The 24,204-nt window shown below is 64.4% G+C and carries 34 protein-coding genes and 1 riboswitch; of the genes, 21 read left to right on the top strand and 13 right to left on the bottom strand.

Translation table 11 applies throughout. From position 1 onward, the window contains the following. Positions 1 to 79: 79 nt before the first annotated feature. Together XH89_RS08265 and XH89_RS08260 are read right to left on the bottom strand one after the other, a co-directional pair. The gene (locus XH89_RS08265; protein ID WP_194466595.1) at positions 80 to 619 is read right to left on the bottom strand and encodes a PRC-barrel domain-containing protein; all 540 of its coding nucleotides are present in this window, start codon (positions 617 to 619) and stop codon (positions 80 to 82) included. A gap of 216 nt (positions 620 to 835) precedes the next feature. After that, positions 836 to 1,405 (bottom strand): hypothetical protein, encoded by a 570-nt coding sequence (locus XH89_RS08260; protein WP_194466594.1) that lies wholly within the window; start codon positions 1,403 to 1,405, stop codon positions 836 to 838. Positions 1,406 to 1,588: 183 nt separating this feature from the next. On the opposite strand from XH89_RS08260, the gene XH89_RS08255 reads away from it, so the two are divergent. Next, positions 1,589 to 2,329, top strand: a complete 741-nt coding sequence (locus tag XH89_RS08255) for a response regulator (RefSeq protein WP_194466593.1) — start codon at positions 1,589 to 1,591, stop codon at positions 2,327 to 2,329. A gap of 15 nt (positions 2,330 to 2,344) precedes the next feature. Then, positions 2,345 to 3,670, top strand: a complete 1,326-nt coding sequence (locus XH89_RS08250) for an ATP-binding protein (RefSeq protein WP_194466592.1) — start codon at positions 2,345 to 2,347, stop codon at positions 3,668 to 3,670. A 10-nt stretch (positions 3,671 to 3,680) separates the two neighbouring features. Here the strand turns inward: XH89_RS08250 and XH89_RS08245 are convergent, their stop codons facing one another. Further along, a complete protein-coding gene (locus tag XH89_RS08245) occupies positions 3,681 to 3,881 on the bottom strand; it encodes a hypothetical protein (protein ID WP_194466591.1) in 201 nt (66 codons plus the stop codon). Between the two features lie 225 nt (positions 3,882 to 4,106). Here XH89_RS08245 and XH89_RS08240 point away from each other — a divergent pair, with 225 nt between their 5' ends. The 8 genes from XH89_RS08240 (at position 4,107) to XH89_RS08205 (ending at position 10,949) form a co-directional block, all read left to right on the top strand. Next, a complete protein-coding gene (locus tag XH89_RS08240; protein WP_194466590.1) occupies positions 4,107 to 4,646 on the top strand; it encodes a lytic transglycosylase domain-containing protein in 540 nt (179 codons plus the stop codon). 27 nt (positions 4,647 to 4,673) lie between these two features. Continuing rightward, positions 4,674 to 4,802: riboswitch (TPP riboswitch) on the top strand. Beyond that, entirely contained in the window at positions 4,790 to 5,800 is a 1,011-nt protein-coding gene (locus XH89_RS08235) for an FAD-dependent oxidoreductase (RefSeq protein WP_194466589.1), read from the top strand. It overlaps the preceding riboswitch by 13 nt. Beyond that, entirely contained in the window at positions 5,791 to 5,988 is a 198-nt protein-coding gene (gene thiS, locus XH89_RS08230) for a sulfur carrier protein ThiS (RefSeq protein ID WP_194466588.1), read from the top strand. The genes XH89_RS08235 and thiS overlap by 10 nt, the downstream gene beginning before the upstream one ends. Positions 5,989 to 6,143: 155 nt before the next feature. Then, on the top strand, positions 6,144 to 6,926 hold the full coding sequence (locus XH89_RS08225; RefSeq protein WP_194468404.1) for a thiazole synthase: 783 nt from the start codon (positions 6,144 to 6,146) through the stop codon (positions 6,924 to 6,926). Next, complete coding sequence (locus XH89_RS08220; RefSeq protein ID WP_194466587.1) at positions 6,913 to 7,521, top strand: thiamine phosphate synthase; 609 nt, start codon at positions 6,913 to 6,915, stop codon at positions 7,519 to 7,521. The genes XH89_RS08225 and XH89_RS08220 overlap by 14 nt, the downstream gene beginning before the upstream one ends. 171 nt (positions 7,522 to 7,692) lie before the next feature. Continuing rightward, the gene (thiC, locus tag XH89_RS08215) at positions 7,693 to 9,591 is read left to right on the top strand and encodes a phosphomethylpyrimidine synthase ThiC (protein ID WP_194466586.1); all 1,899 of its coding nucleotides are present in this window, start codon (positions 7,693 to 7,695) and stop codon (positions 9,589 to 9,591) included. Between the two features lie 202 nt (positions 9,592 to 9,793). Continuing rightward, positions 9,794 to 10,360: a hypothetical protein gene (locus tag XH89_RS08210; RefSeq protein WP_194466585.1), complete on the top strand. Its 567-nt coding sequence runs from the start codon at positions 9,794 to 9,796 to the stop codon at positions 10,358 to 10,360. Between the two features lie 76 nt (positions 10,361 to 10,436). Then, positions 10,437 to 10,949, top strand: coding sequence for a mismatch-specific DNA-glycosylase (locus XH89_RS08205; protein ID WP_194466584.1), 513 nt, complete (start codon positions 10,437 to 10,439; stop codon positions 10,947 to 10,949). Between the two features lie 338 nt (positions 10,950 to 11,287). On the opposite strand, the gene XH89_RS08200 is transcribed toward XH89_RS08205, so the two are convergent. Both XH89_RS08200 and XH89_RS08195 read right to left on the bottom strand, forming a co-directional pair. Continuing rightward, positions 11,288 to 11,833: a phosphohydrolase gene (locus tag XH89_RS08200; protein ID WP_194466583.1), complete on the bottom strand. Its 546-nt coding sequence runs from the start codon at positions 11,831 to 11,833 to the stop codon at positions 11,288 to 11,290. A 48-nt stretch (positions 11,834 to 11,881) separates the two neighbouring features. Continuing rightward, positions 11,882 to 12,331 carry a hypothetical protein gene (locus XH89_RS08195; RefSeq protein WP_194466582.1) on the bottom strand — a complete coding sequence of 150 codons (450 nt, stop codon included), beginning with the start codon at positions 12,329 to 12,331 and terminating at the stop codon, positions 11,882 to 11,884. Between the two features lie 107 nt (positions 12,332 to 12,438). On the opposite strand from XH89_RS08195, the gene XH89_RS08190 reads away from it, so the two are divergent. Both XH89_RS08190 and XH89_RS08185 read left to right on the top strand, forming a co-directional pair. Continuing rightward, positions 12,439 to 12,972, top strand: coding sequence for a mismatch-specific DNA-glycosylase (locus XH89_RS08190; RefSeq protein WP_194466581.1), 534 nt, complete (start codon positions 12,439 to 12,441; stop codon positions 12,970 to 12,972). Between the two features lie 376 nt (positions 12,973 to 13,348). Further along, positions 13,349 to 13,996: a glutathione S-transferase family protein gene (locus XH89_RS08185; RefSeq protein WP_194466580.1), complete on the top strand. Its 648-nt coding sequence runs from the start codon at positions 13,349 to 13,351 to the stop codon at positions 13,994 to 13,996. A gap of 108 nt (positions 13,997 to 14,104) precedes the next feature. Here the strand turns inward: XH89_RS08185 and XH89_RS08180 are convergent, their stop codons facing one another. Both XH89_RS08180 and XH89_RS08175 read right to left on the bottom strand, forming a co-directional pair. Then, positions 14,105 to 14,833 (bottom strand): SDR family oxidoreductase, encoded by a 729-nt coding sequence (locus XH89_RS08180; RefSeq protein WP_194466579.1) that lies wholly within the window; start codon positions 14,831 to 14,833, stop codon positions 14,105 to 14,107. A gap of 267 nt (positions 14,834 to 15,100) precedes the next feature. Further along, complete coding sequence (locus tag XH89_RS08175; RefSeq protein WP_194466578.1) at positions 15,101 to 15,538, bottom strand: VOC family protein; 438 nt, start codon at positions 15,536 to 15,538, stop codon at positions 15,101 to 15,103. A gap of 233 nt (positions 15,539 to 15,771) precedes the next feature. On the opposite strand from XH89_RS08175, the gene XH89_RS08170 reads away from it, so the two are divergent. Both XH89_RS08170 and XH89_RS08165 read left to right on the top strand, forming a co-directional pair. Beyond that, positions 15,772 to 16,272, top strand: a complete 501-nt coding sequence (locus XH89_RS08170) for a hypothetical protein (protein ID WP_194466577.1) — start codon at positions 15,772 to 15,774, stop codon at positions 16,270 to 16,272. A 178-nt stretch (positions 16,273 to 16,450) separates the two neighbouring features. Then, the gene (locus XH89_RS08165; protein WP_194466576.1) at positions 16,451 to 16,843 is read left to right on the top strand and encodes a hypothetical protein; all 393 of its coding nucleotides are present in this window, start codon (positions 16,451 to 16,453) and stop codon (positions 16,841 to 16,843) included. A 175-nt stretch (positions 16,844 to 17,018) separates the two neighbouring features. Here XH89_RS08165 and XH89_RS08160 read toward each other — a convergent pair whose 3' ends face one another. Further along, the gene (locus XH89_RS08160; protein WP_194466575.1) at positions 17,019 to 17,453 is read right to left on the bottom strand and encodes a hypothetical protein; all 435 of its coding nucleotides are present in this window, start codon (positions 17,451 to 17,453) and stop codon (positions 17,019 to 17,021) included. 472 nt (positions 17,454 to 17,925) lie between these two features. Between XH89_RS08160 and XH89_RS08155 the strand changes: the two genes are divergently transcribed. From XH89_RS08155 to XH89_RS08140, 4 genes are all read left to right on the top strand, one after another. Then, positions 17,926 to 18,309, top strand: a complete 384-nt coding sequence (locus XH89_RS08155) for a RidA family protein (RefSeq protein ID WP_194466574.1) — start codon at positions 17,926 to 17,928, stop codon at positions 18,307 to 18,309. A 143-nt stretch (positions 18,310 to 18,452) separates the two neighbouring features. Next, on the top strand, positions 18,453 to 18,713 hold the full coding sequence (locus XH89_RS08150) for a hypothetical protein (protein WP_194466573.1): 261 nt from the start codon (positions 18,453 to 18,455) through the stop codon (positions 18,711 to 18,713). A 245-nt stretch (positions 18,714 to 18,958) separates the two neighbouring features. Further along, positions 18,959 to 19,210 carry a hypothetical protein gene (locus tag XH89_RS08145; RefSeq protein ID WP_188107460.1) on the top strand — a complete coding sequence of 84 codons (252 nt, stop codon included), beginning with the start codon at positions 18,959 to 18,961 and terminating at the stop codon, positions 19,208 to 19,210. A 93-nt stretch (positions 19,211 to 19,303) separates the two neighbouring features. Beyond that, positions 19,304 to 19,936 (top strand): hypothetical protein, encoded by a 633-nt coding sequence (locus XH89_RS08140; protein ID WP_194466572.1) that lies wholly within the window; start codon positions 19,304 to 19,306, stop codon positions 19,934 to 19,936. Between the two features lie 6 nt (positions 19,937 to 19,942). Here XH89_RS08140 and XH89_RS08135 read toward each other — a convergent pair whose 3' ends face one another. Further along, entirely contained in the window at positions 19,943 to 20,428 is a 486-nt protein-coding gene (locus tag XH89_RS08135; RefSeq protein WP_194466571.1) for a J domain-containing protein, read from the bottom strand. Between the two features lie 111 nt (positions 20,429 to 20,539). Here XH89_RS08135 and XH89_RS08130 point away from each other — a divergent pair, with 111 nt between their 5' ends. Both XH89_RS08130 and XH89_RS08125 read left to right on the top strand, forming a co-directional pair. Then, positions 20,540 to 21,307, top strand: a complete 768-nt coding sequence (locus XH89_RS08130; RefSeq protein WP_194466570.1) for an SDR family NAD(P)-dependent oxidoreductase — start codon at positions 20,540 to 20,542, stop codon at positions 21,305 to 21,307. 211 nt (positions 21,308 to 21,518) lie between these two features. After that, positions 21,519 to 21,767 (top strand): helix-turn-helix domain-containing protein, encoded by a 249-nt coding sequence (locus XH89_RS08125; protein ID WP_194466569.1) that lies wholly within the window; start codon positions 21,519 to 21,521, stop codon positions 21,765 to 21,767. Here XH89_RS08125 and XH89_RS08120 read toward each other — a convergent pair. Continuing rightward, the gene (locus XH89_RS08120; protein ID WP_194466568.1) at positions 21,764 to 22,039 is read right to left on the bottom strand and encodes a hypothetical protein; all 276 of its coding nucleotides are present in this window, start codon (positions 22,037 to 22,039) and stop codon (positions 21,764 to 21,766) included. The genes XH89_RS08125 and XH89_RS08120 overlap by 4 nt on opposite strands. Before the next feature lie 156 nt (positions 22,040 to 22,195). On the opposite strand from XH89_RS08120, the gene XH89_RS08115 reads away from it, so the two are divergent. Then, positions 22,196 to 22,732: a collagen-like protein gene (locus XH89_RS08115; protein ID WP_194466567.1), complete on the top strand. Its 537-nt coding sequence runs from the start codon at positions 22,196 to 22,198 to the stop codon at positions 22,730 to 22,732. Here the strand turns inward: XH89_RS08115 and XH89_RS08110 are convergent. From XH89_RS08110 to XH89_RS08100, 3 genes are all read right to left on the bottom strand, one after another. After that, positions 22,729 to 22,953: a hypothetical protein gene (locus tag XH89_RS08110; RefSeq protein WP_194466566.1), complete on the bottom strand. Its 225-nt coding sequence runs from the start codon at positions 22,951 to 22,953 to the stop codon at positions 22,729 to 22,731. The two genes, XH89_RS08115 and XH89_RS08110, sit on opposite strands and share 4 nt — an antisense overlap. Before the next feature lie 88 nt (positions 22,954 to 23,041). Further along, positions 23,042 to 23,308, bottom strand: a complete 267-nt coding sequence (locus XH89_RS08105; RefSeq protein WP_194466565.1) for a DUF2277 domain-containing protein — start codon at positions 23,306 to 23,308, stop codon at positions 23,042 to 23,044. Positions 23,309 to 23,407: 99 nt separating this feature from the next. Then, the gene (locus tag XH89_RS08100) at positions 23,408 to 24,100 is read right to left on the bottom strand and encodes a helix-turn-helix transcriptional regulator (protein ID WP_194466564.1); all 693 of its coding nucleotides are present in this window, start codon (positions 24,098 to 24,100) and stop codon (positions 23,408 to 23,410) included. Positions 24,101 to 24,204 lie beyond the last annotated feature (104 nt).

Here is a 24,204-nt window from a genome sequence, read left to right as displayed (position 1 = left end):
CGGGAGAGGTGAAACGGCACGACAGCGCGCCCGGTGAAAACCGGGCGCGCTTCGCTTATAGGCACTCACGCGATCCGCATTACTCCGAATACTTGAACTCGGGCATGTTCTTCAGCTCATCCTTGCTGGCATTGAACACGGCATGGTCCGGATACCACTTCGAGCTGGACGATGTGGTGGTCGTCGCGGTCTTGTCGGTGCCGGTCGCAGCGCCCGTCGTCGTGGTTGCCGCCGGCTTGGCGTTCGGATTTGCCGGGTTCGTGCCGGTGCCGGTATAGGCCACGGCCTCATTGACGAATTTCAGCTTCTCGTACGGAATGGCAACGAGATGCTCGCCCATGCCGAGGAAGCCACCGACGCCGATCACGGCGATCTTGACGGCGCCGCTCTTGTCCATCAGCAGATCGTTGATCGAGCCGATATTCTCATTGGCATCGTTGTACACCTTCACGCCCGCCATCTTCGAGGCGCGCCATTCACCCGACGCACTCGTGGTTGTCGTCGTCGCGGTGGCCGCGGTGGGCGACTTGTCGGTGGTAGTGGTCGGATTTTGCGCAAACGCAACGGTCGCAAGCAAAGCGGTGCCGGCCAAGCCGGCCGCGATCGATTTCATCAACATCGTGTCCTCTCCTTCAGCAGAAAACTCGTGCGGAGAAAACAGCGACGAACAGCAGCAGTTCCTGTGCTGCGGCAATTTCGTCGCGCGATCGCGCTGCATTGCACGGAAGGGTTCCTGCGGCACGCAGGAACGGGGTGCGGTTCCCCACCGACGATCATGCGCCCTGGGATGAAGCACGATCGCGGCGAGGAACGCGCCGACCTGCGTCGCTTCAGGTCAGCTCTTGTAGTCGATCAAGAGCGCAGAAAAATCCGAATTGCTCGATGAGCTCGTCGCACCATTGGCACCGTAGGACGAACTCGAGGACTGCGATTGCTGCAGCGCCTGGAGAAACTGCTCGAGGAGCTTGGCGGTGCTGGACCCCGTCGAGCTGTCATTCGTCGGATCCGTCGACGATGAATCCGAAGAGCCGTCATCGGAGGGCGGCGGACCAGGAGGCGGACCGCCCGCACCGCCGGGACCGCCGGGACCCTTGGCGAAAGCGGACTGAAACACGCCCTTCAGTTCGTCGGCCTGATCCGACGTCAGCGTCCCGTTCGAGACCTCGCCTGAAATGAGATCGTCGATCTTGGATTTCAGTCCATCCCTGGACGGCCTGCTGCCGCTGGACTGGTCGCTGGAGCGGCTCTGCTGGAGCGCGGTGTCGATGTCCTGCAGAGCAGTCGTGAGCGCAGACTGGTCCGACGACGAGATCGTGCCGTCGGAAACTTCCGATTGCAGCTCCTGCTGCAGCCGCTGGAGCGGCGACTGGTATTGGCCGGCCGAGGCCGCCGAAATCGAGGTCATGAATGGCACCGTGGTTTTTTGCGGGGGTTTCGTACGCAACTGCGCCACGCTATGGTTTGCGCGCTTAACGAGACCTTGCCGGACCGCGACGCAGTCGTTGCCCTGTGTTGCGAAAATACGCTCGGAAACAAATTGAAACAAAAAACTTCGCCTTTTGGCCCGAATCTTGGACAAACAAAGCTCATGGCCATTCCCTCTCCCAACATTCTGGTCGTTGAGGACGACCGCGAAACGCGGACGTTGATTGCGAAATATTTGCGCAGCAACTCCTGCAACGTCACCGCCGTGAGCGACGGCCGCGAGATGTCGCGTGCCATGGCCGACCACCGCGTTGATCTCATCATCCTCGACGTCATGCTGCCGGGCGAGGACGGCCTCAGCCTGTGCCGCAAGGTGCGCTCCGAGGCGCAGACGCCGATCATCATGCTGACCGCGCGCGGCGAGGACGTCGACCGTATCGTCGGCCTCGAGATGGGCGCGGACGATTATCTGCCGAAACCGTTCAACCCGCGCGAGCTGCTTGCCCGCATCAACGCGGTGCTGCGGCGCCAGGCCTCGGCCCAGGCCGCGAGCTCGACCGAGGGCGCTTCCACCCTCGCCTTCGAAGGCTGGCGCATCGACCTGCGGCTGCGCGAGCTGCGCAATCCGGAAGGCGCGCGCGTCGCGGTCACCAGCGCCGAGTTTGACCTGCTCAGGACGTTCTGCGAGCGTCCCGGCCGCGTGCTGTCGCGCGACAGCCTGCTCGACCTCACGCAGGGGCGCAACACCGGCTCGTTCGAGCGCTCCATCGACGTGCTCGTCAGCCGCATCCGCCGCAAGATCGAACCCAATCCGGCCGATCCCACCATCATCAAGACGGTCCGCTCCGGCGGTTACCTGTTTACGCCCAGAACGGAAGCGGTTACGACGCCCCTGAGCAATTGAGGGGGCTTTTGGACGATGAGACCGTTCGGGTTCTTCCACCTGAAGGGCATCGGCGGGCAGATCGCCGCACTGGTGCTGGCCTCGACGATCGCGCTGCATCTCGTCGTCACCACCGCCTTCCTGATGGGCAGGCCCGACCGTCCGGAGACGCCGCCGGACGGCGCCCATCAACTGACCGATGCGGCGCTGCTGCTCGGCTCGGCGAGGCCCGATGACCGGCCGCGCCTGATCGCAGATCTCGCGCGCGCCTTCCCCAAGCTCAACATCGAGATATCAGCGCCCGGCACGGCTGATGTGGTCGAGGACGACGAGAGCCAGCATTTGCACGGGGTCCGCCGCCATCTCGGCCGCGGCTACAAGGTGCTGCAGCTCGCACCAAAAGACGGCCTCCATCGCATCGGCGTGCAATTACCTGACGGCACCATGATCACGGGCCATGTCGAGAGCGGCCCGCGGCCGTGGTTCTGGGGCGCACCGTGGCTGGTGGCGCTGATGACCGCCTTCATCTGCATCACCGTGCTCGGCCTGTGGGCGGCGCGCGCGCTGGCGGCGCCGCTGTCCTCCTTTGCCAAGGCCGCCGAGAATTTCAGCCTGGATGGCGAGGCAGAGCCGCTGCCCGAGCGCGGCCCCGAGGAGATCCGCTCGGTGGCCCGGGCGCTCAATCGCATGCATGAGCGGATCGCGCGGCTGATGTCGGATCGCACCAAGATGCTGGCGGCGATCAGCCACGACCTGCGCACCCCGATCACGCGGCTGCGCCTGCGCGCCGAATTCATCGAGGACGAGGGCAACCGCAAGCGCATGCTGATCGACCTCGACCAGATGCGCTCGATGCTGGAAAGCGTGCTGTCGCTCTTGCGCAACGACCGCAAGATCGAGGCGGTGACGCTGGTCGACATCGCCAGTACGCTGCAGCTCATCGCCGACCAGTTCGGCGACATGGGCCATGTCGTGCATTACGACGGCCCGCTCTCTGCAACCGCCGCGGCACGTCCCGACGATTTGCATCGCGGCGTCACCAACCTCGTCGAGAACGCGGTGCGCTTCGGCGCCGAGGTGACGATCCGCCTCGATGTCTCAGGCACCAAGCTCGTCATCGACGTCGAGGACGACGGCCCCGGCATTTCGGATGCGCGCAAGCAGGACATGCTGGAGCCGTTCGTGCGCGGCGACGACGCGCGCACCATGGACGATTCCACCGGCTTTGGCCTTGGCCTGTCGATCGCGCGCGCGATCGCGATCGCGCATGGCGGCGAGCTGTCGTTGCACGACCGCCAGCCGCACGGGCTGATCGTTCGGATGCAGCTGCCGGTGTGGCAGCAGCCGAAGCTGGCGGCCTGAGGCCTTCGCCTCAGGCTGCGAGCGGCGGATGCTCGACCGCGACCTCGTCGAAGATCGCGATTGCCTCGAAGTGATAGCCACAAGCCTGGCACTTCCAGAGATAGGAGACGCGTCCCTCGCCCGGCTCAATCCAGTCCGGGAACGGGATCGGTGTCCCGCATTGTGCACACGGATTCTGCGTGGGGATGTCGCTGATGTCTGCTCGGGTCATGGACGTCCTCCCGAATGCTGGTTGTGCGACTTTTGGGCGAATGCACGAATGGACAGACCTGCTGTCGCGTAAGGCACTCCGCCAGCTTTAACGTTAACCCATGTTTGAGTCGTAAAAGCGACGGCTTGGCGAAAATCGCCGGCGGCGGCGTTTCGCCACATCATCGCCGTGTTCCCACGGCCTAACGCGCACGGGGGCAGCTCAGTTCTGCCGAGGAATATTTCAATGAAGATTTTGCGCATTGCCGTTCTCGCTGCGGCCGGACTGGTGTCGTCGCAGGCCGCATTCGCAGGGCAAGCTGAATATGCCGAGATGGTCGCGGCCCATGCGCGCGCCAACGGCGTGCCGGAGGCGCTGGTGCATCGCGTCATCATGCGCGAGAGCCGCTATCAGCCGGGCCTGGTCGGCCATGGCGGCACCATCGGGCTGATGCAGATCAAGCTCGCGACCGCCCGCGGCCTCGGTTACACCGGCGATGCGAGCGGCCTGCGCGATCCCAACACCAATCTCACCTATGCCGTAAAGTACCTCGCCGGCGCCTATCGCGCCGCCAATGGCGACCACGACCGAGCCGTGCGTTATTTCGCGGGCGGCTATTACTACATTGCAAAGCGGCAGCGCCAGGAAGCCGTGCAACAGGCCAGCTTCGAGCCTCAGCTCGAGCCCAACGGCAATCCGCAGCCGATGTTCGGCGCCACGCCGCATCGCAAGCTGGCCCAGCAGATCCGCAACGCGCGGGCGCAGGTTCCCGGGAACATGCGTTGACCACCCTGCCTCACTAGCCTACATTAGCACCGTTCCGAGGGGTGCTCCGAGGAGGAGCTGAGATACCGCTAAATGGGCAATACCGCCCAGGACCGCGGTGACCCTTTGAACCTGATCCGGGTCATGCCGGCGAAGGGACAGGGATGTACCAGACGACCAAGCGACCGGATTCCCCGGTATCCATCATCGGCGCAGGCATCGCAGGCGCCTGGCAGGCGCTGTTGTTCGCGCAGGCCGGCCACACCGTGACGCTACACGAGCGCGGTGACGCCACCATGACCGACGCCACCAGCCACTGGGCCGGCGGCATGCTCGCGCCCTATTGCGAGGCGGAGGTCGCCGAACCCATCATCAGCCGCTTGGGGCTGCGCTCGCTCGACATCTGGCGGCGCGAACTGCCGGATACGCCTTTCAACGGTTCGCTCGTCGTGGCCCATCCGCGCGAGCGCAACGATTTCGAACGCTTTGCGCGGATGACCGAGGAGCACCACCGGCTCGACGCCGCCGGTCTCGCCGAACTCGAGCCATCGCTGGAGGGGCGTTTCCGCGATGCGCTGTTCTTCCCGAACGAAGGCCATGTCGAGCCGCGCCGGGTGCTGCCGAAGCTGCACGAGCGCATCAAGGCGGCCGGCGGCACCATCAAGTTCGGCAGCGACGTCAGTGCTTCTGATCTCGACGGCATCGTGATCGACTGCCGCGGCCTCGGCGCCCGCGACGAGCAGCCGGACTTGCGCGGCGTCAAGGGCGAGATGATCCTGATCGAGACCTCTGAGGTGCAGCTGTCGCGCCCGGTGCGGCTGATCCATCCGCGCTGGCCGCTTTACGTGATCCCGCGCGAGGACAATCTGTTCATGTTGGGCGCGACCTCGATCGAGGCCGAGGACACGGGCGTCAGCGTCCGCTCGGCGCTGGAGCTGCTGGGCGCGGCCTACACCGTGCATCCGGCCTTCGGCGAAGCCCGCATCGTCGAGTTCGGCTCCGGCCTTCGCCCGGCTTTTCCCGACAATTTGCCGCGCATCGGCGTGCGCGACGGCAAGATCAGCGTCAACGGGCTCTACCGCCACGGCTTCCTGATCGCGCCGGCGCTCGCCGAGCTGACGCTCAATTACGTCGAGCGCGGCCAGATCGACAATGAGGTGATGCAATGCGTGTGACCGTCAACGGCGAGCAGCGCGAGATCAGTTCGGCCAGCGTCGACGCGCTGCTCTCCGAGCTCGACTACGAGGGCACCCATTTCGCCATCGCGCTCAACTACGACGTCGTGCCGAAAAGCCGCTGGGCCGAGACGAGCCTGAAGGCCGGCGACGAGATCGAGATCATCACGCCGCGGCAGGGAGGGTGATGGATGATGCTCTCACGAAGCACTCCGCTGTCATCGCCCGACTTGATCGGGCGATCCAGTACGCCGCGGCCTCACGATTCCAGCCGCGCCGCCGCGGAGTACTGGATTCCCGCTTTCGCGGGGATGACACCGTCATTCAAGGAGACACCTCGCACATGGTGACCTTCTACGGCAAATCCTTCCCCTCGCGCCTGCTGATCGGCAGCGCGCTCTATCCGTCGCCCGCGATCATGCAGGACGCGATCCGCGCCTCGGGCTCGAACATCGTCACGGTGTCGCTGCGGCGCGAATCCGCCGGCGGCAGGACTGGCGATGCGTTCTGGAAGCTGATCCGCGAGCTCGAGGTATCCGTGCTGCCGAACACCGCCGGCTGCCGCAGCGTGCGCGAAGCCGTGACCACCGCGAAGCTCGCCCGCGAACTGTTCGGCACCTCCTGGATCAAGCTCGAGGTCATCGCCGACAACGACACGCTGCAGCCCGACGTCGTCGGCCTGGTCGAAGCCGCCACTATCCTGATCAAGGACGGTTTCGAGGTGTTCCCCTATTGCACCGAGGACCTCTCGGTCGCCAACCGCCTCGTCGATGCCGGCTGCAAGGTGGTGATGCCATGGGCCGCGCCGATCGGCAGCGCGAAAGGCATCATCAACCGCGACGCCCTCAAGCTGTTGCGCGAGCGGCTGCCCGACATCACGCTGGTGGTCGATGCCGGCCTGGGCGCGCCCTCGCACGCGGCCGAGGCGCTCGAGCTCGGCTATGACGCCGTGCTGCTCAACACCGCGATTGCCAAGGCGGCCGATCCGGTCGCGATGGCCAGGGCGTTCCGCCTCGGCTGCGAGGCCGGCCGCACCGCATACGAAGCCGGGCTGATGAACGCCCGCGATTTCGCCTCCCCTTCCACCCCTGTCGTTGGGACCCCGTTCTGGCATGCCGTTTCCTGATCGCTTCTATCCCGTCGTCGACAGCCTTAACTGGGTCGAACGCCTGACAAAACTCGGCGTCGGCACCATCCAGCTGCGCGCGAAGGACCTCAACGACGCCGAGGCGCTGCAGATCGTCACCGACGCGCTGGCGATCACCAAGGACACGCGAGCCAAGCTGGTCGTGAACGACTATTGGCGCGCGGCGATCGTCGCCGGCGCGAAGTACCTGCATCTCGGCCAGGAAGATCTGGCGGAGGCCGACCTCAAGGCCATTCGCGAAGCCGGCCTCTCGCTCGGCGTCTCCACGCACGACGATGCGGAGCTTGCAACCGCGCTCAAGGCAAAACCCGACTACGTCGCGCTGGGCCCGATCTTCTTCACCACACTGAAATCGATGCGCTTCGAACCGCAGGGCATTCCGAAGATCACGGAGTGGAAGCAGCGCATCGGCGAGATCCCGCTGGTCGCGATCGGCGGCATCAAGTTCGAGCACGCCGCGGAGATCTTCGCCGCGGGCGCGGATTCCATCGCGGTGGTGTCCGATGTCACCCAGAACGCCGACCCGGATGCGCGGGTGCGGCAATGGCTCGGCCAGTCAGAGGAGGCGGCATGATGCATGTCCGCCCCTATTCGACGATCCGTCACCCTGAGGTGGCCGCTTCTTCAGCGGCCCTCGAAGGGCGACGGCCCGGCTCTTTCATCCTTCGAGGCGCGCAAGTGCGCGCACCTCAGGATGACGAGATTGACATTGCACCCAGGAATTAAGAGTAAACCGGAGGATCCCATGAACATCCGCTCCAACCCCGACAAGACCATCCCCGCCGTCACCACCGGCCCCCTTCCCTCCTCGCGAAAGATCTTCGCCTCGCCCGACGCCGCGCCCGATCTGCGCGTGCCGCTGCGCGAGATCATCCTCTCCGAGGGCGCCGGCGAACCGAACCTGCCGGTCTACGACACCTCCGGCCCCTACACCGACCCGTCCGTCACCATCGACGTCAACGCCGGCCTTGCGCGCAACCGCAAGCAATGGGTGCTGGAGCGCGGCGGCGTCGAGGAATATGACGGCCGGCAGATCAAGCCGGAGGACAATGGCAGCGTCTCCACCGACAAGGCCGCGCGCGCCTTCTCGGCCTATCACAAGCCGCTGCGCGGCCTCGACGGCCACAAGATCACCCAGCTCGAATTCGCCCGCGCCGGCATCGTCACCAAGGAGATGATCTACGTCGCCGCCCGCGAAAATCTCGGCCGCAAGCAACAGCTCGAGCGCGCGGAAGCGGCGCTTGCCGACGGCGAAAGCTTTGGCGCCGCGGTGCCGGCCTTCATCACCCCGGAGTTCGTCCGCGACGAAATCGCGCGCGGCCGCGCCATCATCCCCTCCAACATCAACCACTCCGAGCTCGAGCCGATGATCATCGGCCGCAACTTCCTGACCAAGATCAACGCCAATATCGGCAACTCGGCGGTGACCTCGTCGGTCGAGGAAGAGGTCGAGAAGATGGTGTGGGCGATCCGCTGGGGCGCCGACACCGTGATGGATCTCTCGACGGGGCGCAACATCCACACCACCCGCGAATGGATCTTGCGCAACTCGCCGGTGCCGATCGGCACCGTTCCGATTTATCAGGCGCTGGAGAAGTGCAACGGCGATCCGGTCAAGCTGACCTGGGAGCTCTACAAGGATACGCTGATCGAGCAGTGCGAGCAGGGCGTCGACTATTTCACCATCCACGCCGGCGTCCGCCTGCAATACATCCACCTCACCGCCAGCCGCGTCACCGGCATCGTCTCGCGCGGCGGCTCGATCATGGCGAAGTGGTGCCTCGCGCATCACAAGGAAAGCTTCCTCTACACGCACTTCGACGAGATCTGCGACCTCATGCGCAAGTATGACGTCTCGTTCTCGCTCGGCGACGGCCTGCGTCCGGGCTCGATCGCGGATGCCAACGATCGCGCGCAGTTCGCGGAGCTGGAGACGCTCGGCGAGCTCACAAAGATCGCGTGGGACAAGGGCTGCCAGGTCATGATCGAAGGCCCCGGCCACGTGCCGATGCACAAGATCAAGATCAACATGGACAAGCAGCTTAGGGAGTGCGGCGAAGCGCCGTTCTACACGCTTGGACCGCTGACGACAGACATCGCGCCGGGCTATGACCACATCACCTCAGGCATTGGCGCTGCCATGATCGGCTGGTTCGGCTGCGCCATGCTCTGCTACGTCACGCCGAAGGAGCATCTCGGGCTGCCCGATCGCAACGACGTCAAGACCGGCGTCATCACCTACAAGATCGCCGCCCACGCCGCCGATCTCGCCAAGGGCCACCCCGCCGCGCAACTGCGCGACGACGCCCTCTCCCGCGCGCGGTTCGAATTCCGCTGGACCGACCAGTTCAACCTCGGCCTCGATCCGGACACCGCAAAAAGCTTCCACGATGAGACCCTGCCGAAGGAAGCCCACAAGGTTGCCCATTTCTGCTCGATGTGCGGCCCAAAGTTCTGCTCGATGAAGATCACGCAGGACGTGCGGGATTATGCGGCAACGCTGAATGATCCGAACAGCGTCGGCATGTCGATGCAGGGCACCGCCGAGGACGGCATGGCCAGGATGAGCGCGAAGTTCAAGGAGATGGGCTCAAGCGTTTATCTGGATGCGGAGAAGGTGAAGGAGAGTAATCGGGTGTTGTGAGAACTCGCTCCAAGTATCGCAAGTTCAGAGCAGACCAAAGCCGGGCGAGAGCCCGGCTTCTCTTTGAGCAAGCGCAAGCAAGAATTGGACTGCAGTTTCGCAGGTCGTTAGCATTCATTCTGCTATGGTCCCCTCCGACCTCGCCCAGACAAGTTTCCTCTATCCTCACGAGCGAGTGAATTGATCGATGTCCCGGGATCGCATGAACGATTTGGAACAGCGTGCTTACGGCAAGATCGCACAGGCACTCGCAGAGAGAGCCTTCTCAATCGCAGATGGCGAATCGCCCACGCTTGCAGCATCGCTGGCTTCGCATTTCCCCGATGCGCCGCGACCAATCTTCAGACAATCGGTCTTCAAGTATCTCGGACGCGATCTCTGGCGGCTCCGCATTCTCCGGCCACTCGATCCTACGGAGAAGAACTCGGCCTATCATTTCGCATTCGAGTGCGACGTGAAGGAGGCCGATCATATCGCTGAGCGGAACTGGGAGCACGGTCCGAGCCTGCCGGAGCTACTCGAGACGTTTATCTTTCATTTCGAAAACTACGGTAAGGAATATCACGACTTTTCGAGTGAGATAGGCGTTCCCTTCGGACGCAATGGCCGATTGACATCCGTTTTGGATGCCTTGGCTTTGATCCACTATGTCGAGAAGACGGCCGAAGGCTATGTCTGGACGGACGCCGATCCTGTCGTGCGCGTATTGGACAGTTTGAGAAGTGCCTATCCAACCCTGTGGCCTTCGGGCGGACAATATAGTTCTTAGCGTAGGCCGGATGAGCGCGGGACATTGCTGTCCCGCATATCGCTCCGATCATGCGGGTCATACGTGGATCATTGAGTTGCCCGAAGTCCCTCTCCACCGCCTCCCCGACCAGCTCCGCCCTAACCTCCGCCTCGTCTTCGTCGGCACCGCCGCCTCGACGCGCTCGGCGGAGGTCGGGCACTATTACGCCCATCCCGGCAACCGCTTCTGGCGGGCGATCCATGAGGCCGGGATCACGGCGCGGCGGTATCAGCCGGGCGAGTTCGCCGCGCTGATCGAGCTCGGGATCGGCTTCACCGATCTCTCCAAATCGGGCGCTGGGATGGATCACCAGATCGCGGCGGAGACGATCGACGTGCCAGGCTTCAGAGCGAAGATCGAGAAGTATCGGCCGCGGACGATTGCATTCACGAGCAAGAAGGCGGCGAGCTTGTTTTATGGCCGGCCGTCAGCTGCGATTGCGCCGGGGCGGCAGGTGCGCGATGCGGGCTTGCCGGAGGTCTTCGTGCTGCCGTCACCGTCGGGTGCGGCGTCCGGGCATTGGACGCTGGAGCCGTGGCGGGAGTTGGCGAAGTGGATTGCTGCGTAGGGTGGGTTAGACGTACGGCTGCGCGAAGCGCGGGCCGCGCTGCGTAACCCACCGCTTCTGTCGTCGCGGAGGCGCAAGCGGTGGGTTACGCCTTGCGCCATTCCGTGTCGATGGACCGCGCTTGTGGGCGGCTAACCCACCCTACGGGGCCTGCTCTCGTGTCCCGGGCAAGCGTAGCGCAGACCCGGGACCCAGAAGCTCCGGCACGGCGTCCGTGATGGGCCCCGGCTCTGCAGCGCATCACGCCGCAAGTTGCGGCGCGCTGCACTGCGTCCGGGGCACGCCATCACGCATAATTCGCGCACATCACGCCGCGCTGTGCGCCCCCCGCCACCGCCTCAGCCCAGCGCCGCCAGCTCGCGCGCGAAATTGACGCGGGCTTGCCGGTCGAAGCTCGCGGCGAAATCCGGATCGGGATAGATCACCTCGCGTGCCGCGAAGTGGCGGAGCACGCGGGCGCGACCGATACGATAATCATCCGCGCTGAGGTGAATGAATTCCTGGCGGATCGCGGCGGCATAGGCGTCGTAGCGCGCCGGCTCCGCGCCCAAGATACTGAGGTCGATCGAGATCAGGATGGCGCCGAGGCGATCATCCGCCGCGACCTCGTGAGACTTTGTCAGGCGGATCAGGCGACCGACCTCGTGACTGATATCGGCGTGCACGTGCCGTTCGGCCAGTTGAGCGCTGAGGTCTTCGTTGTCCGATCGGGTCGGGTCATAAACGACGTCGTGCCACCAGATCGCTTCGGTGAGGATCTCGCGCTCGAGCGACGTGAGACCATGCACCTGCGCAAGCGCGGCCAAGCAATCCTCGATATGCGCGAGGTTGTGATAGTGGCGGGCAGGTGCCGCATAGGCGGTAGCTAATTCTTCGCGGTCCATTATCAAAGCATAGGATGCAAGGGATGGAATGGGCGAGACATTCGAACACTAAGTGCGTCGATCTTGATACTCTTGCCCAGTGAGGTCCTCCGGATCGTGATCGCAGATTGCAAATGACCAATTCATTCTCTGGCGAACCGGGTCGTTTTGCCGCCCCCCGAGGAACCACCACGATCTGAGTTCCGGATTATCGTAGATCGACAGCACGTCGCCATTTTCAAACGTAAGATCGAGTTGGTCCTTACTCACAATCGTCGTTCCGGCGATTTTCGTTCGTAGAATGCGGTCAACATTCAGGGACTTATGATCGCCATAAATCTCGTAAGAGAAATTGACTGCTCCGTCGGACGATCGGAACGAGAAACGGTCCGCGACATTCAACAAGGCATTTTCGTCTTCAAACCAGAACATGATGTGATACTTGTCGATCGTCACTTGGTAGAGTTCCCATCCAATGATGGGACCAAAATCAAAGCGTTCGCTAAAACCAATCGCCATTTCTATAGTCTTCCCGATTTGCCGCCGGCAAGCGAAGCTGGATATAGCGAGATTTGGTGCCTTTGTCGTTCCGCATATCGCTCCGCTCGTGCGGGCTACAGCCGCGGATGATTGACGTGTTGAACGCCCCTCACCGCCTCCCCGACCAGCTCCGTCCCAACCTCCGCCTCGTCTTCGTCGGCACCGCCGCCTCGACTCGCTCGGCGGAGCTCGGTCACTACTACGCCCATCCCGGCAACCGCTTCTGGCGGGCGATCCATGAGGCCGGGATCACGGCGCGGCGGTATCAGCCGGGCGAGTTCGCCGCGCTGATTGAGCTCGGGATCGGCTTCACCGATCTCTCCAAATCGGGCGCTGGGATGGATCACCAGATCGCGGCGGAGACGATCGACGTGCCAGGCTTCAGAGCGAAGATCGAGAAGTATCGGCCGCGGACGATTGCATTCACGAGCAAGAAGGCGGCGAGCTTGTTTTATGGCCGGCCGTCAGCTGCGATTGCGCTGGGGCGGCAGGTGCGCGATGCGGGCTTGCCGGAGATTTTTGTGCTGCCGTCGCCGTCGGGGGCGGCGTCGGGGCACTGGACGCTGGAGCCGTGGCGGGAGCTGGCGCGGTGGATCGCTGCGGAGGTGGATGGACGATAGCGCCCCGCATTCGGTTGTCGTCCCGGCGAACGCCGGGACCCATAGCCACAGACAGAGGTTTGGCGAAGACTCGTCGTTCGGTACGTCTATCGGCCACAACCGATAGATTCCGCGGTATGGGTCCCGGCGTTCGCCGGGACGACACTGAGGGTTGGGCTACGTGATCGCTTCGTGCCACGCGGTCCCGTAGGGTGGGCAAAGGCGCTCTTGCGCCGTGCCCACGATCTCTCACCAATCCGATGGAACGTGGGCACGCCTCCGCCTCCGCTCCTCAAGCTACGGCGGACAAGTCGCTTTGCCCACCCTACGATGCTGTCGGAATTCGCTCCGTTCGTTCGTCCTAGGTCCAGAGATAAAGCCGCCCCGGAGCCCGCCCATGCCCACCATCACCGCCTTCGCAAACTCGCCCGACCGCGGCAAGGGACAGGCGCGCGACATGCGCGTGCGCTGGGCACTTGAAGAAGTCGGCCAGCCCTACGACGTGCGCCTGCTGTCGTTCGAGGCCATGAAGCAGCCGGCGCATCTGGCGCTGCATCCGTTCGGGCAGATCCCGACCTATGAGGACGGCGATCTCGTCCTGTTCGAGACCGGCGCGATCGTGCTCCATATCGCCGAGCGTCATTACGGTTTGCTGCCGAGGGATGCGAATGCGAGGTGCCGCGCGATCGCCTGGATGTTTGCTGCGCTCAACACGATGGAGCCGCCGATCGTCGAGCTCGGGATGGCGACGCTGCTGGAGCGCGACGAGAGCTGGTATGAGCAGCGGCAGCCGATGCTGCGGAAGCGCGTCGCGACCAGGCTCGACGAGCTGGCCCGCCACCTCGGCGGCGCCGATTGGCTCGATGGCGCGTTCAGCGCCGGCGATCTCCTGATGGTGACGGTGCTGCGCCGGCTGAATGCCTCGCGCATGCTCGAGGGCTATCCGACGCTGTCGTCCTACGTCGCCCGCGGCGAAGCACGCCCGGCCTTCCGCCGCGCGTTCGAGGCGCAGCTGGCAGTGTTCACGGCGGCGGCGATTTCGTAGGGTGGGCAAAGGCGCCCTTGCGCCGTGCCCACCACCTTTCCATGGGTCCGACAGAACGTGGGCACGTCGCGCGAAGACGCGCGCCTTTGTCCACCCTACGAGAGCACGTTACAGATCGAAATTCGTCGGCATCATCACTACGTCGCGGATGGTCATGCCGCGCGGGCGCGTCAGCATGAACATCACGACTTCAGCCACTTCGCTGGCCTCCAGCAGGCTGCCGGAGTCCCTGGCTTCCTGCAGCTTCTCGGCCGGCCAGTCCGCGAGCAGCGCGGTGACGACAGGGCCGGGCGAGATCGAGCCGACGCGAATGCCGTGCTTGAAGACCTGACGCCGCACCGTCTGGACGAAGCAGTTGATCGCCCATTTCGACGAGGCATAGACCGGCTCCCATGGCGTCGGAAAATGCGCCGCCAGCGAGCTCGTGACGATGATGTCGCCGCTGCCACGCGCGATCATGTGCGGCAGCACGTCGTGCACGTTCTTCATCACGACGTTGACGTTCAGGTTCAGCATGCGGTCGATCGCAATGGTGTCGGCATCGATGAGGTCGCCGCCGACATAGGTCCCAGCATTCGCGTGGAAGATGTCGAGCTGGCCTGCCTGCTCCAGCACGCGCGGCAGCAGCGTTGCGCAGTCTTTGGGGTCCAGGAGGTTGACGACCAGCGGGATCATCGCGTCGCCATGCTTTTTGCAGAGCGCGTTGAGCGCAGCCTCGTCGCGGTCGACCATCACCACCCGCGCGCCCGCGGCCAGCATCGCTTCAGTGCTTGCGAGCCCAATGCCCGACGCCGCTCCGGTTACGGCCGCGACCTTGCCTTCCAGTTTTCTTGCCATGAGATCACCATCCTGCTGATGCAGGCAGTATAGCGGTGCGAGGCAGATTGGCGATGCGGAACACTGGCCTCGTGGGCACGAAGCGCCATTGGCTACCCCACGATGCTGATAGCGCTGCGCCATCTGGTATCGTGTCCCGGGCAAGCGTAGCGCAGACCCGGGACCCAGAGGCTCCAGCACGGATGCGGCATGGGCCCCGGCTCTGCAGCGCATCACGCCGCAAAAAGCGGCGCGCTGCACTGCGTCCGGGGCACGCCGCCATCCGCCTCACCCCGCATACGCTCTATCCAACTCCGCAATCACGATCTTCTTCATCCCCATCATCGCCTGCATGACGCGGTTGGCCTTGGTCCTGTCAGCATCGGCGAGATAGCGGCCGAGCGCCGTCGGGATCACCTGCCAGGACAGGCCAAACCTGTCCTTGAGCCAGCCGCAGCGGGATTCTTCGCCGCCGTCGGCGGTGAGGCGGCCCCAGAAATAGTCGACCTCCTCCTGCGTTTCGACGCTGATAAAGAACGACACCGCCTCGTTGAAGCGGTGGAGCGGTCCGCCATTGAGGGCGTGGAAGCGCTGCCCTTCGAGCTCGAACACCGCCATGAAGTCGCTGACGGTCTCGACCTTTGCGCGGGGGAACACCGATTTGTAGAAAGCGACGGCTTCGGGGACGTTGTTGTCGAACCAGAGAAACGGCGTGATGGAGGTCATATGCGGAGTTCCTTTCGCGCTGGGACCGCAAGCGTGGATGCGCGCGGCTTTCCGAAGGACGAACGCCAGCACGGCAATCCGACAGGCCTTATCATTTTCTAGACCCATTCGGCGCCTTGACTCGCGCCGCTTGCTCCCGCAAAACGAGCATCGGGGCATATGCACATCTGGTGCAATTCGGGGGGCGGGGCGTCTTGAAGCATATCGCGTGGCATCGGCTTGCGGGCCCTTGCATGGTTGGGTTCGTCGCAAGCCTGCTCTCCGGTTGCCTGTCCGCTCCGGAGCAAACGACGGTGGCGTCCGCCTTGCCGGCACCGCCGAAGGCGGGCCACGCATCCGTCAATATTGGGCGGCCCTTCGGCTTCAACACCAGCGTGTTCGCGCTTCCGATCGAGGTCGACGGCAAGCGGCTGATGTCGCTTCCGCCCGGACAGTACACCACCGTCGATCTGCCGCCCGGGCCGCACAATGTGAGTTCGCCCGACGAATACTGGACGCGGGTGATCTCGGGCACACCGCATCCGGCGCAATTCACGGTGGAGGCCGGCAAGTCCTATTATCTGCTGCCGAAATCCTGGAGCGAGGATGGAGGCTACAGATACACGATGGTTGGCGCGTCCGTCGTCCCCGAGAAGACCGGCATCAACCACAGCACCTTCTCGGTCCAGGTCACGGGCGCGAATGACGCACCGCCTGCCGAATTCCGGCAACTCAGCTTCGCCAAACCGCAGTAGCGATCCCGATCGGCAGCGCCCCTCCGCCAAACGGTTGATGCCCGCGCATCCTCCGATCCATCGACGTCGTGCGCGGACTATTGCAAGGGCGTGATCGCAGCGATACGACTTCGAGTGGAAGACCGTGGAGGGTGGAAGGTCCGGGCTTCAACCGGCGCACATAGAGGAAGCCACTGCTGTGAGCGACGATCTCTCCGGTGTCTGGGACGGCACTTACATTCAACCCGGCACGGGAATGGTCACGTTCACGGCGACGCTGGTCGAGACCGGCGGCGCGCTCAGCGGCAGCGTCACCGAGCCATGCTCGAATCCGCACTGCCCGGTGCGAACCCACAGCGCCTCGATCACGGGCCATCGTGCCGGCAGCGTCGTGTCGTTCGTCAAGCGCTACGAGCCGCCGGGCTACGGCTTCGGCATCGTCCATTACGACGGCATCATGAACGGCGAGGCGACCGAGATCGACGGGCGCTGGCGGCTGCCGGATACGTCAGGATCGTTCCTGATGATCCGCTCCGGCAAGCGCGCGCAGGCCAGCACGACCGACGACAAGGCCAAGCAATCGGCGCGTTGAGCGCGCGTCTTGCGCGCAGCTCACATGCAGTGGCGAGCAGAGCGTCGACACACTCGGGATTTCGTAGGGTGGGCAAAGGCGCGCGTCTTCGCGCGACGTGCCCACGTTCTTGCGCATTCACGGAGAGTGGTGGGCACGGCGCTACGCGCCTTTGCCCACCCGACGGCACCGCGTGCTACCGCATCGTGATGGCAAGACCGCTGAGATCCGCATTCGCCATCAGGCCGGTCTGGTAGCCCGACAGCTCCAGCACCGCGCCCTTCTGGTTGGTCAGCACGATGGCGCGGGCGCCACGGCCGACGGCAAGGCCGGCACCGGCGGCGCCGTAGACGCCGGCGACGTCGGAGGGACGGACGATGTTGGAGACGCGGCCACGCAGCACGGTCTTGGAGCCGCCGAACACGAGACCGTAATCGAGCCCGCCGGTCGAGAGCGCATAGGAGCGGCCGTGGAAGTTCAGTACGCCCGAGCCGCCCGAACCGCCGATAAACCAGCCCGCCTTGTAGATCGTCAGCACCACCGTGCCGTCGTCGGCCTGCGCCGCGGTCGAGAGGCCGGCGAGGGCAGCAATGGCGACGAGCGCGGCACGCAAGGTGGAAGCAATCTTCATGGGGCGTCTCCGGGGGCTATTTTTCAAGGGAGGGAAAACGAATCAGGCGCCGTAATTTATCCGATCGATCACGGCGGCAACATGATGGGGCTCGTTTCCCTCAGACCGTTCCTCATTCTCCGTCATTGCGAGCGCAGCGAAGCAATCCAGAATCCTTCCGCGGAGACAGTCTGGATTGCTTCGCTGCGCTCGCAATGACGGGGTGGATGGATTCCCGCCTCTCCCCCGAGAGGGCCGCACGCGGGGAGAGGCGAAGCAAGACCGAGCGTCTGCACACACCCGTCTCACCCACCATGCCATTCTGCTCCTGTTTTGCCCGACGGGTCAATCCAAATTTCTGAATTACAGAATTTCCGTTTCGCCAATGATTTCTACTGTGCATGGGGTTGTTTTCGCGTTTTGTGTTGGACCACGCCCCGCACACCGCTACGCTTCCCGCAAGCTCCAATCACCAGCAGCATCCGAGGTCCCCATGCCGATCCAGCACTTCGCGCCCCCGCCGCATGTCAAGGCGCCGCCGTTGTCCTTCGCGACCCGCGTCGGCGACTTGCTGTTCGTATCGGGCATTCCCGGTTTCGACGCCCATGGCGCGCTGCCCGACGGGTTCGAGGCACAGTTCGCCAATGTCGTCGTCAACATCAAGCGCGTGCTGGACGAGGCCGGCGCCACCATGCGCGATCTCGCCAAGATCAACGTGCTGCTGACCCGCGCCACTGATGTTGCCGCGATGAACGCGCTCTATGCCGGCGCGTTCGGCCCGCCGCCCTATCCCGCACGCACCACCTGCGTGGTGCAGGCGCTGCCCGATCCGAAGATGCTGATCGAGATCGAGGCGGTGGCCTCGCTGGCGAAGTGAGCGTGTGTGTCCTGCGGGGCACGCAGCCAAACCAAGTGTCCGCCTCGGCCTGACATGTCCGTGAAAGGCGGCTCCCCGGCTTGCAAAGGGGCTGTTTTTACCGCACGAATTTTCGGCTCACCCGCCCCACAAGGAGATATTTCATGCGTCGCGTTCTCGCCCTTTGTGCCGTTGCCGGCATTACCAGTTCCGTCTTCGCCGTGCCCGCGTCCGCGAAGGTCGGCTATTACGTGATCCGTTGGGACAACACCGGCATCTGCCAGGTCTGGAACGAGGACCTGAAGTACAAGCCGTTCCAGTGGGGCGTGTCGACCTACAAGGTCGTCAGCAAGCCGCTCCCCACCTTCACCCAGGCCTCCGAACTCCAGATCAAGATGCGCGCCGAGCGCCGCTGCACGCTCTGAGCCTCCAGGTCATCCAATTCCGAAAGGGCGGGCCTGCGCGAGCAGCCCGCCCTTTGCTTTTGCGCTGGCCCCGCGCCCGGCTTTTCGCCGCAAATCGCGCCATTTCCCGCGCGCGCGGTTTGAACCTGATCCGCAGACGGAACTACTCACCTCTTGTCCGGGGCGCTGGCTGAGGAAGCGTCCCGCACCACCCTCCCCGCATTGCCGGGAGGCGCATCACATCTTTCAATTTGAGGAGCTGATCCATGCGTCGTCTTTCCATGCTTTGCGCTGCCGCCGGTCTCGCCGCTGCCGCCTTCGTTGCCGCGAGCCCGGCCGAGGCCGGCTATCATTTGATCCGCTGGCACGACAGCGGCGTGTGCCAGATCTGGGACGAGAGCATTCCGACCACGCCGTGGCCGGCCGGCTATCATCGCGCCAGCGCCTCGGTGCCGACCTTCCTCGACGCGCTCGCGCTGAAGGATCACGCGCTGAAGGCCGGCCACTGCAGCTGGTAGGATTTCGTTCGGCGGACGACAGGGCCGGGCAAGGATGCGATGCTAGCATCCCTGCCCGGTCTTCTTTTAACTCGCTGAATCTGGAGCAGGTCGATGCGTGCAACCACGACAGCAGGACTGGCCGCATCGCTCCTGTTCGCCGCAGCCGCGCAGGCGCAAGCCCCGCAATCCTTCCGCGTGATCTCGCCGATCTTCGGCCAGCTCGTCTCGTTCACGATGCCGTCGAATTTCACGGTGGTGTTCGAGAACACCAAGGGCGGCCACTACATCCGCGAAGCGGTGCTGCGGGGCGAGACGCCCGAGCGCTGGACCCAGATGATCACAGTCACCGGCGAGAAGGGCATGACGCTGACGCCAGGCGCCTCGCCGCAGATGCTTGCGGGCACGATCGCAGGCGGCTTCAAATCGGCCTGTCCCGACAGTTTTGCCGCAAGGCCTTTGGGCGAGACGAAGTTCGGCCGCTACGAGGGCTTCGTCGCGGTGATCGGTTGCGGCCGCATCGACAGCGGTCCGACGCGGCACAGCGAGACCGCCCTTCTGATCGCGCTCAAGGGCGCGACCGACTACTACACCATCCAATGGGCGGAGCGCGGCCCCGAAAGCGACGACCCGCAGGTCAACGACATCAGCTGGGACGCGCGGCTGCGCGATCTCGGGCCGATCGACCTCTGCCCGATCATCCCGGGCGAAGCCGCGCCCTATCCGAGCTGCGTGAACAAGAGCTGAGCGCCGTCAGGCGTCCTTGTGCGCGCCGGGATGGATCAAGACATCACGCGCGGCCGCGAGATCGATGAAGGCCTGCGCGCTGCCGCCCTGGTCGGGATGCATGCCCTTGGCGGCGCGGCGATAGGCCTGGTTGATGTCGTCGCAGGTGAGCTGCACCGCGAGCGGCAGGCCCAGCATCTTGCGGGCGCGATCCTCGCTCGACAGCTTCTTCGGCGCGGCGTTGCGGCGGCCGAAGCGCGGCGCGGTCAGATCATGGACAACATCGAGGACCACGCCGATGCGGCGCCGGGCCGCCAGCGTGACGCCGTGATCGTCATTGTCCGCGGCCTGGCGCAGCACAGGCAGCGCCTGCTCGGCCGCCTGCCGCAGCGTGGCATCCGTGCTCATCCGCGCGATCTCGGCCACCAGCCGGCCGGCTTCGGCCCAATCGGCCTCGTCCGCCGACCGCAGGCGCTCGAGAGTGAGTTTCCAGGATTCCAGCCGTTCCATCATGCGCGCAACGTTTAGCAATGACGATCAGTATGCCAAGGCCGCCGTTTCCGACCCCTTAATTTCGGGTTAGCCTTTCATGAAACTTAGAAACGAATCCGGAAGGAAATTGCCATGGCATTGCTCGCAAATCACATCGCCGTCGTCACTGGCGCCGGTTCCGGCATCGGCCGGGCGATCGCCGCCGGCTATGCCCGCGAGGGCGCGCAGATGGTGCTGCTCGACGTCAATGCCGACACGGTCGCGGAAGCCGCGCAGGAGATCCGCAAGGCCGGGGGAAGAGCCGAGAGCTTTGCGCTTGATGTGACGAGGCGCCAGGATTGCTTCGCGCTGGCGAGGCAGGTCGCCGACAAGGTCGGGCAGGTCTCGATCCTCGTGAACAACGCCGGCATTACCCGCCGCAATGCCTTCACCGCCGAAACTGAGACAGTCGCGCAGGATTGGAACGACATCATCTCGCTCAATCTCAACGGCGTCTTCAACATGACGCAGGCCTTCCTCGCGCCCTTGCGCGCAGCTAAGGGCCGCATCGTCAATATCGGCTCGATCCAGTCCTTCGTGCATCTGCGCACGCCTAGCTCGGCGGCGTACACCACCTCGAAACACGGCGTCCTCGGCTTCACCAAGGCGCTCGCGGTCGAGCTCGGCAAGGAAGGTGTGCGCGTCAATGCGATCGGCCCTGGATTCATCGAGACCAACATCAACGCCAATGTACGCGCCACCAATCCTGCCTTGGTGCAGGCCTTCGTCGACCACACCCCGCTCGCGCGCACCGGCAAGCCCGAGGACATCGTGGGCCCCGCGATCTTTCTCGCCTCGGACCTGTCGTCCTACGTGACAGGAACGATCGTGATGGTGGACGGTGGCTATCGCACGGTGTGAGCAAGATCGGTCCGCATCGCTGTGCATCTCGTGCCAATCGCGGCAACCCGGCGGCATTCCCAAGGTCATCTGGTGCGATGGCGCGCAATTAACCTTTCGTTAACCAAACCCGCCCACCGTGGATCTAAGGCTTAGGATTTACGGCTTGGGGGTCGTTTGTTCTCGATCCGCTTCCAACGATGGAAGCGGGCGTTGATCGGGGAGTGTGTTGATGACCACTGTTCATGTCGCGACGTCCGAGCACGGCGCGCAATTCCTTGCACCCAATGAGATCGTCCCACTGCTGATCGGCGCGACCGTCGGCGAGGTCGAGCGCGAACTCGTGCTCCAGACACTTGCGCGCTGCGACGGCAACCGCACACGCGCCTCGCGCGTGCTCGGCCTGTCAGTGCGCACGCTGCGCAACAAGATCAGGCTCTATGCGGCCTCCGGCATCGAGGTGCCGGCCTATCAGGACTAGCGCATGACGGCGTGATCATTCCCCGTGCCAACCGCGCGGAAGACCATCTGATACAGCTTGACGCCCACGAGCAGCGACATTGTGATGATCGCGACCCAGGCCGCGGTCAGCGCGATCGCGCGCAGGACGAAGGCGGTCAGGATCGCCCATGATGCCTGTGGCTCCTCGGCGTAGCCGACCGGCACGACATCGGGCACCAGCAGATGAGCGAGACCGATCGCCGCCGCGAGAATGATCGCCGACAGGCCAAAGATTTTCCAGGCTGCGCGCATCGGTCGCTCCTCGCAGGATCGTGGCCACAGGTCATCAATGCCACGGCGCCCTGTGGTGCCGATTGATGTTGATCAAGCCAGCGGGGATGCGCGGGCGGAATTGCTGCTGTCGTCAAACGCCGCTAAGTAACCTGCGTTCGCGAGAAGGAGCAGCGCGTGGCAGATGATCAGGGACGGCCGGGACCTCAGGGCCCGCGCGGACGGCAGGGCGAACCGGGACGGCCGGGGCCGCAGGGTCATCCGGGCAAGCGCGGTCCGGACGGCGCACGCGGCAAGCCGGGACCTCAGGGCAAGCCCGGGCCGGTCGGAAAGGCCGGAGCGCAGGGCAAGCCTGGCCTGCCGGGCAAGCAAGGCGACGCCGGCCCACGGGGTGCAGTGGGACCGCAAGGTGCCGCCGGCCCGCAAGGCCCTGTCGGTCCGCTGGGCCCCGCCGGTCCTCAGGGCCCGCGCGGCGAGGCCGGTCCGCCCGGCCAATTGCCGTCGATCGAGCAGGTGCTGCCGTGGCTGGACCAGCTATTCGATGCCTGGGACGAACGCCGCCGCCAGCGCGAACAGGAGGCGGCCGAGCGCGCAGCGTTAGAGGCCGCCGTGCACGAGGCTGACGATGCGTCGTCCGACGAAGGCCGCGAAAGCGACGACGACGACACGCATAAGAAAAAGAAGAAAAAGAAAAAGCACGGCCAGAAGGACTAGGGCGCCCTCTTCGCCTGATCCTCACGACGCGGCAGCATGCCCATGCGCTCGAATTGCCAGCGCATGGCGCGGTACCAGAGATAGCCGACCGCCGCGCCGCAAAAGGCGAGAATCACCACATTCGCGCTCGAGAACGAGCCGCTCCACCACATCATCCACGCGGTCCACAACAGCGTGAAAACGATGGCACCTGCTTTCAGCGGAAGAAGGGGGCGGCTCATGATCGTGCTCCGGGTTGTCAAAACCCCGGCGGACATCATCGCGTGCTGAGATCGCATTTTCCGTGAGCCAGATCACGGTGCCATCTGGTTACCCGAAGCGTTGTCGCGAACGTTCCCGCGCCTTTTCTGCCTCGATCTCACGATCGCGCGCCGGCGCGTGGGTGTGAAGCGAGGTCAGCAACTTTCGCGCCGCTTCCGAGACCTCGGCCACCGCGCAGTCGAATGCCACCTCATTGGCCTGCGAGGGCTTGTTGAAGCCGGAGAGCTTTCGCACGAACTGAAGCGCGCTGGCGTGGATTTCGTCTTCCGTCGCCGGCGGCTCGAAATTGAACAGCGTCTTGATGTTGCGGCACATGAGTTCCTCCTGGACAACGATCCTGCTCAAGGACGTTCGGCGACGGCCGAATGCTACATGCCGGACCTGCCGCTGTCATCGTCACCCGCCGCAGGCGCGTCAGAACGGGATCGAAACGCCGAGCCGCTCGAAGAAGGCGCGTCCCTTCGGGGTGAGGCGAAGCGCGCGTGGAACGCGGTCCGGAACCAGCGCATGCGTCGCGGTCAGCCGCTTCAAGATCGCATTGGCGAACGGACCCGCCAGATGCGGAACACGCTCGGTCCAATCGTTGCAGAGCCGCATGTGAGGATCACGACCCGGCTTGAAGTCGATCGCCTCCGCGCGACACCAAGCGAGCCCTTGATCCGTGACCGAAGCCTCACGGCCGCGCAGTGCGATCAGCTTCTTGCCCACCAGGCCGTCCCTCAGCGCCACACCGAGCTGGCCGGCGAGATGGCAATAACAAGTCCGCGACTGACGAAGCAGCGCCGGCACGCCTCGCGCGCGTTCCGCATGGTTTGTCCTGGCGGCGACATTGACGAGATTTTCGATCAGGCCCGCGACCTCGTCGTCCGCGATCCGATAGTAGCGGAACCGACCCTGCTGCCACACCGAGAGCAGGCGCGCATCCGTCAGCTTCTGCAGATGCGCGCTGGCGCTTTGCGGCGACACTCCGGCAAGCGATGCCAGCTCGCCCGCAGGCAGCGCCTTGCCGCCGAACAGCGCACTCACCATGGCCTCGCGCGCCGGATCGCTCAACGCGTCGGTGAGCCGGGAAAATCCCGAGTGGACCGATTGTCTGGCTGCGACCATCGAAACTCCCTCCACCGAGGTGGGTCCGCCGTCCCGTCATCGCAATCATTCGGGAACCGGTCATTTCAGAATTCGGTGAAACTTGGACGGCGCGCTCTCTGCGA

It is taken from the genome of Bradyrhizobium sp. CCBAU 53340 (genome assembly GCF_015291645.1).
In the GTDB taxonomy this organism is placed as follows: Bacteria; Pseudomonadota; Alphaproteobacteria; order Rhizobiales; family Xanthobacteraceae; genus Bradyrhizobium.
The sequence above is the reverse complement of the archived record's forward strand: the minus strand, read 5'-3'. Positions and strand labels throughout refer to the sequence as shown.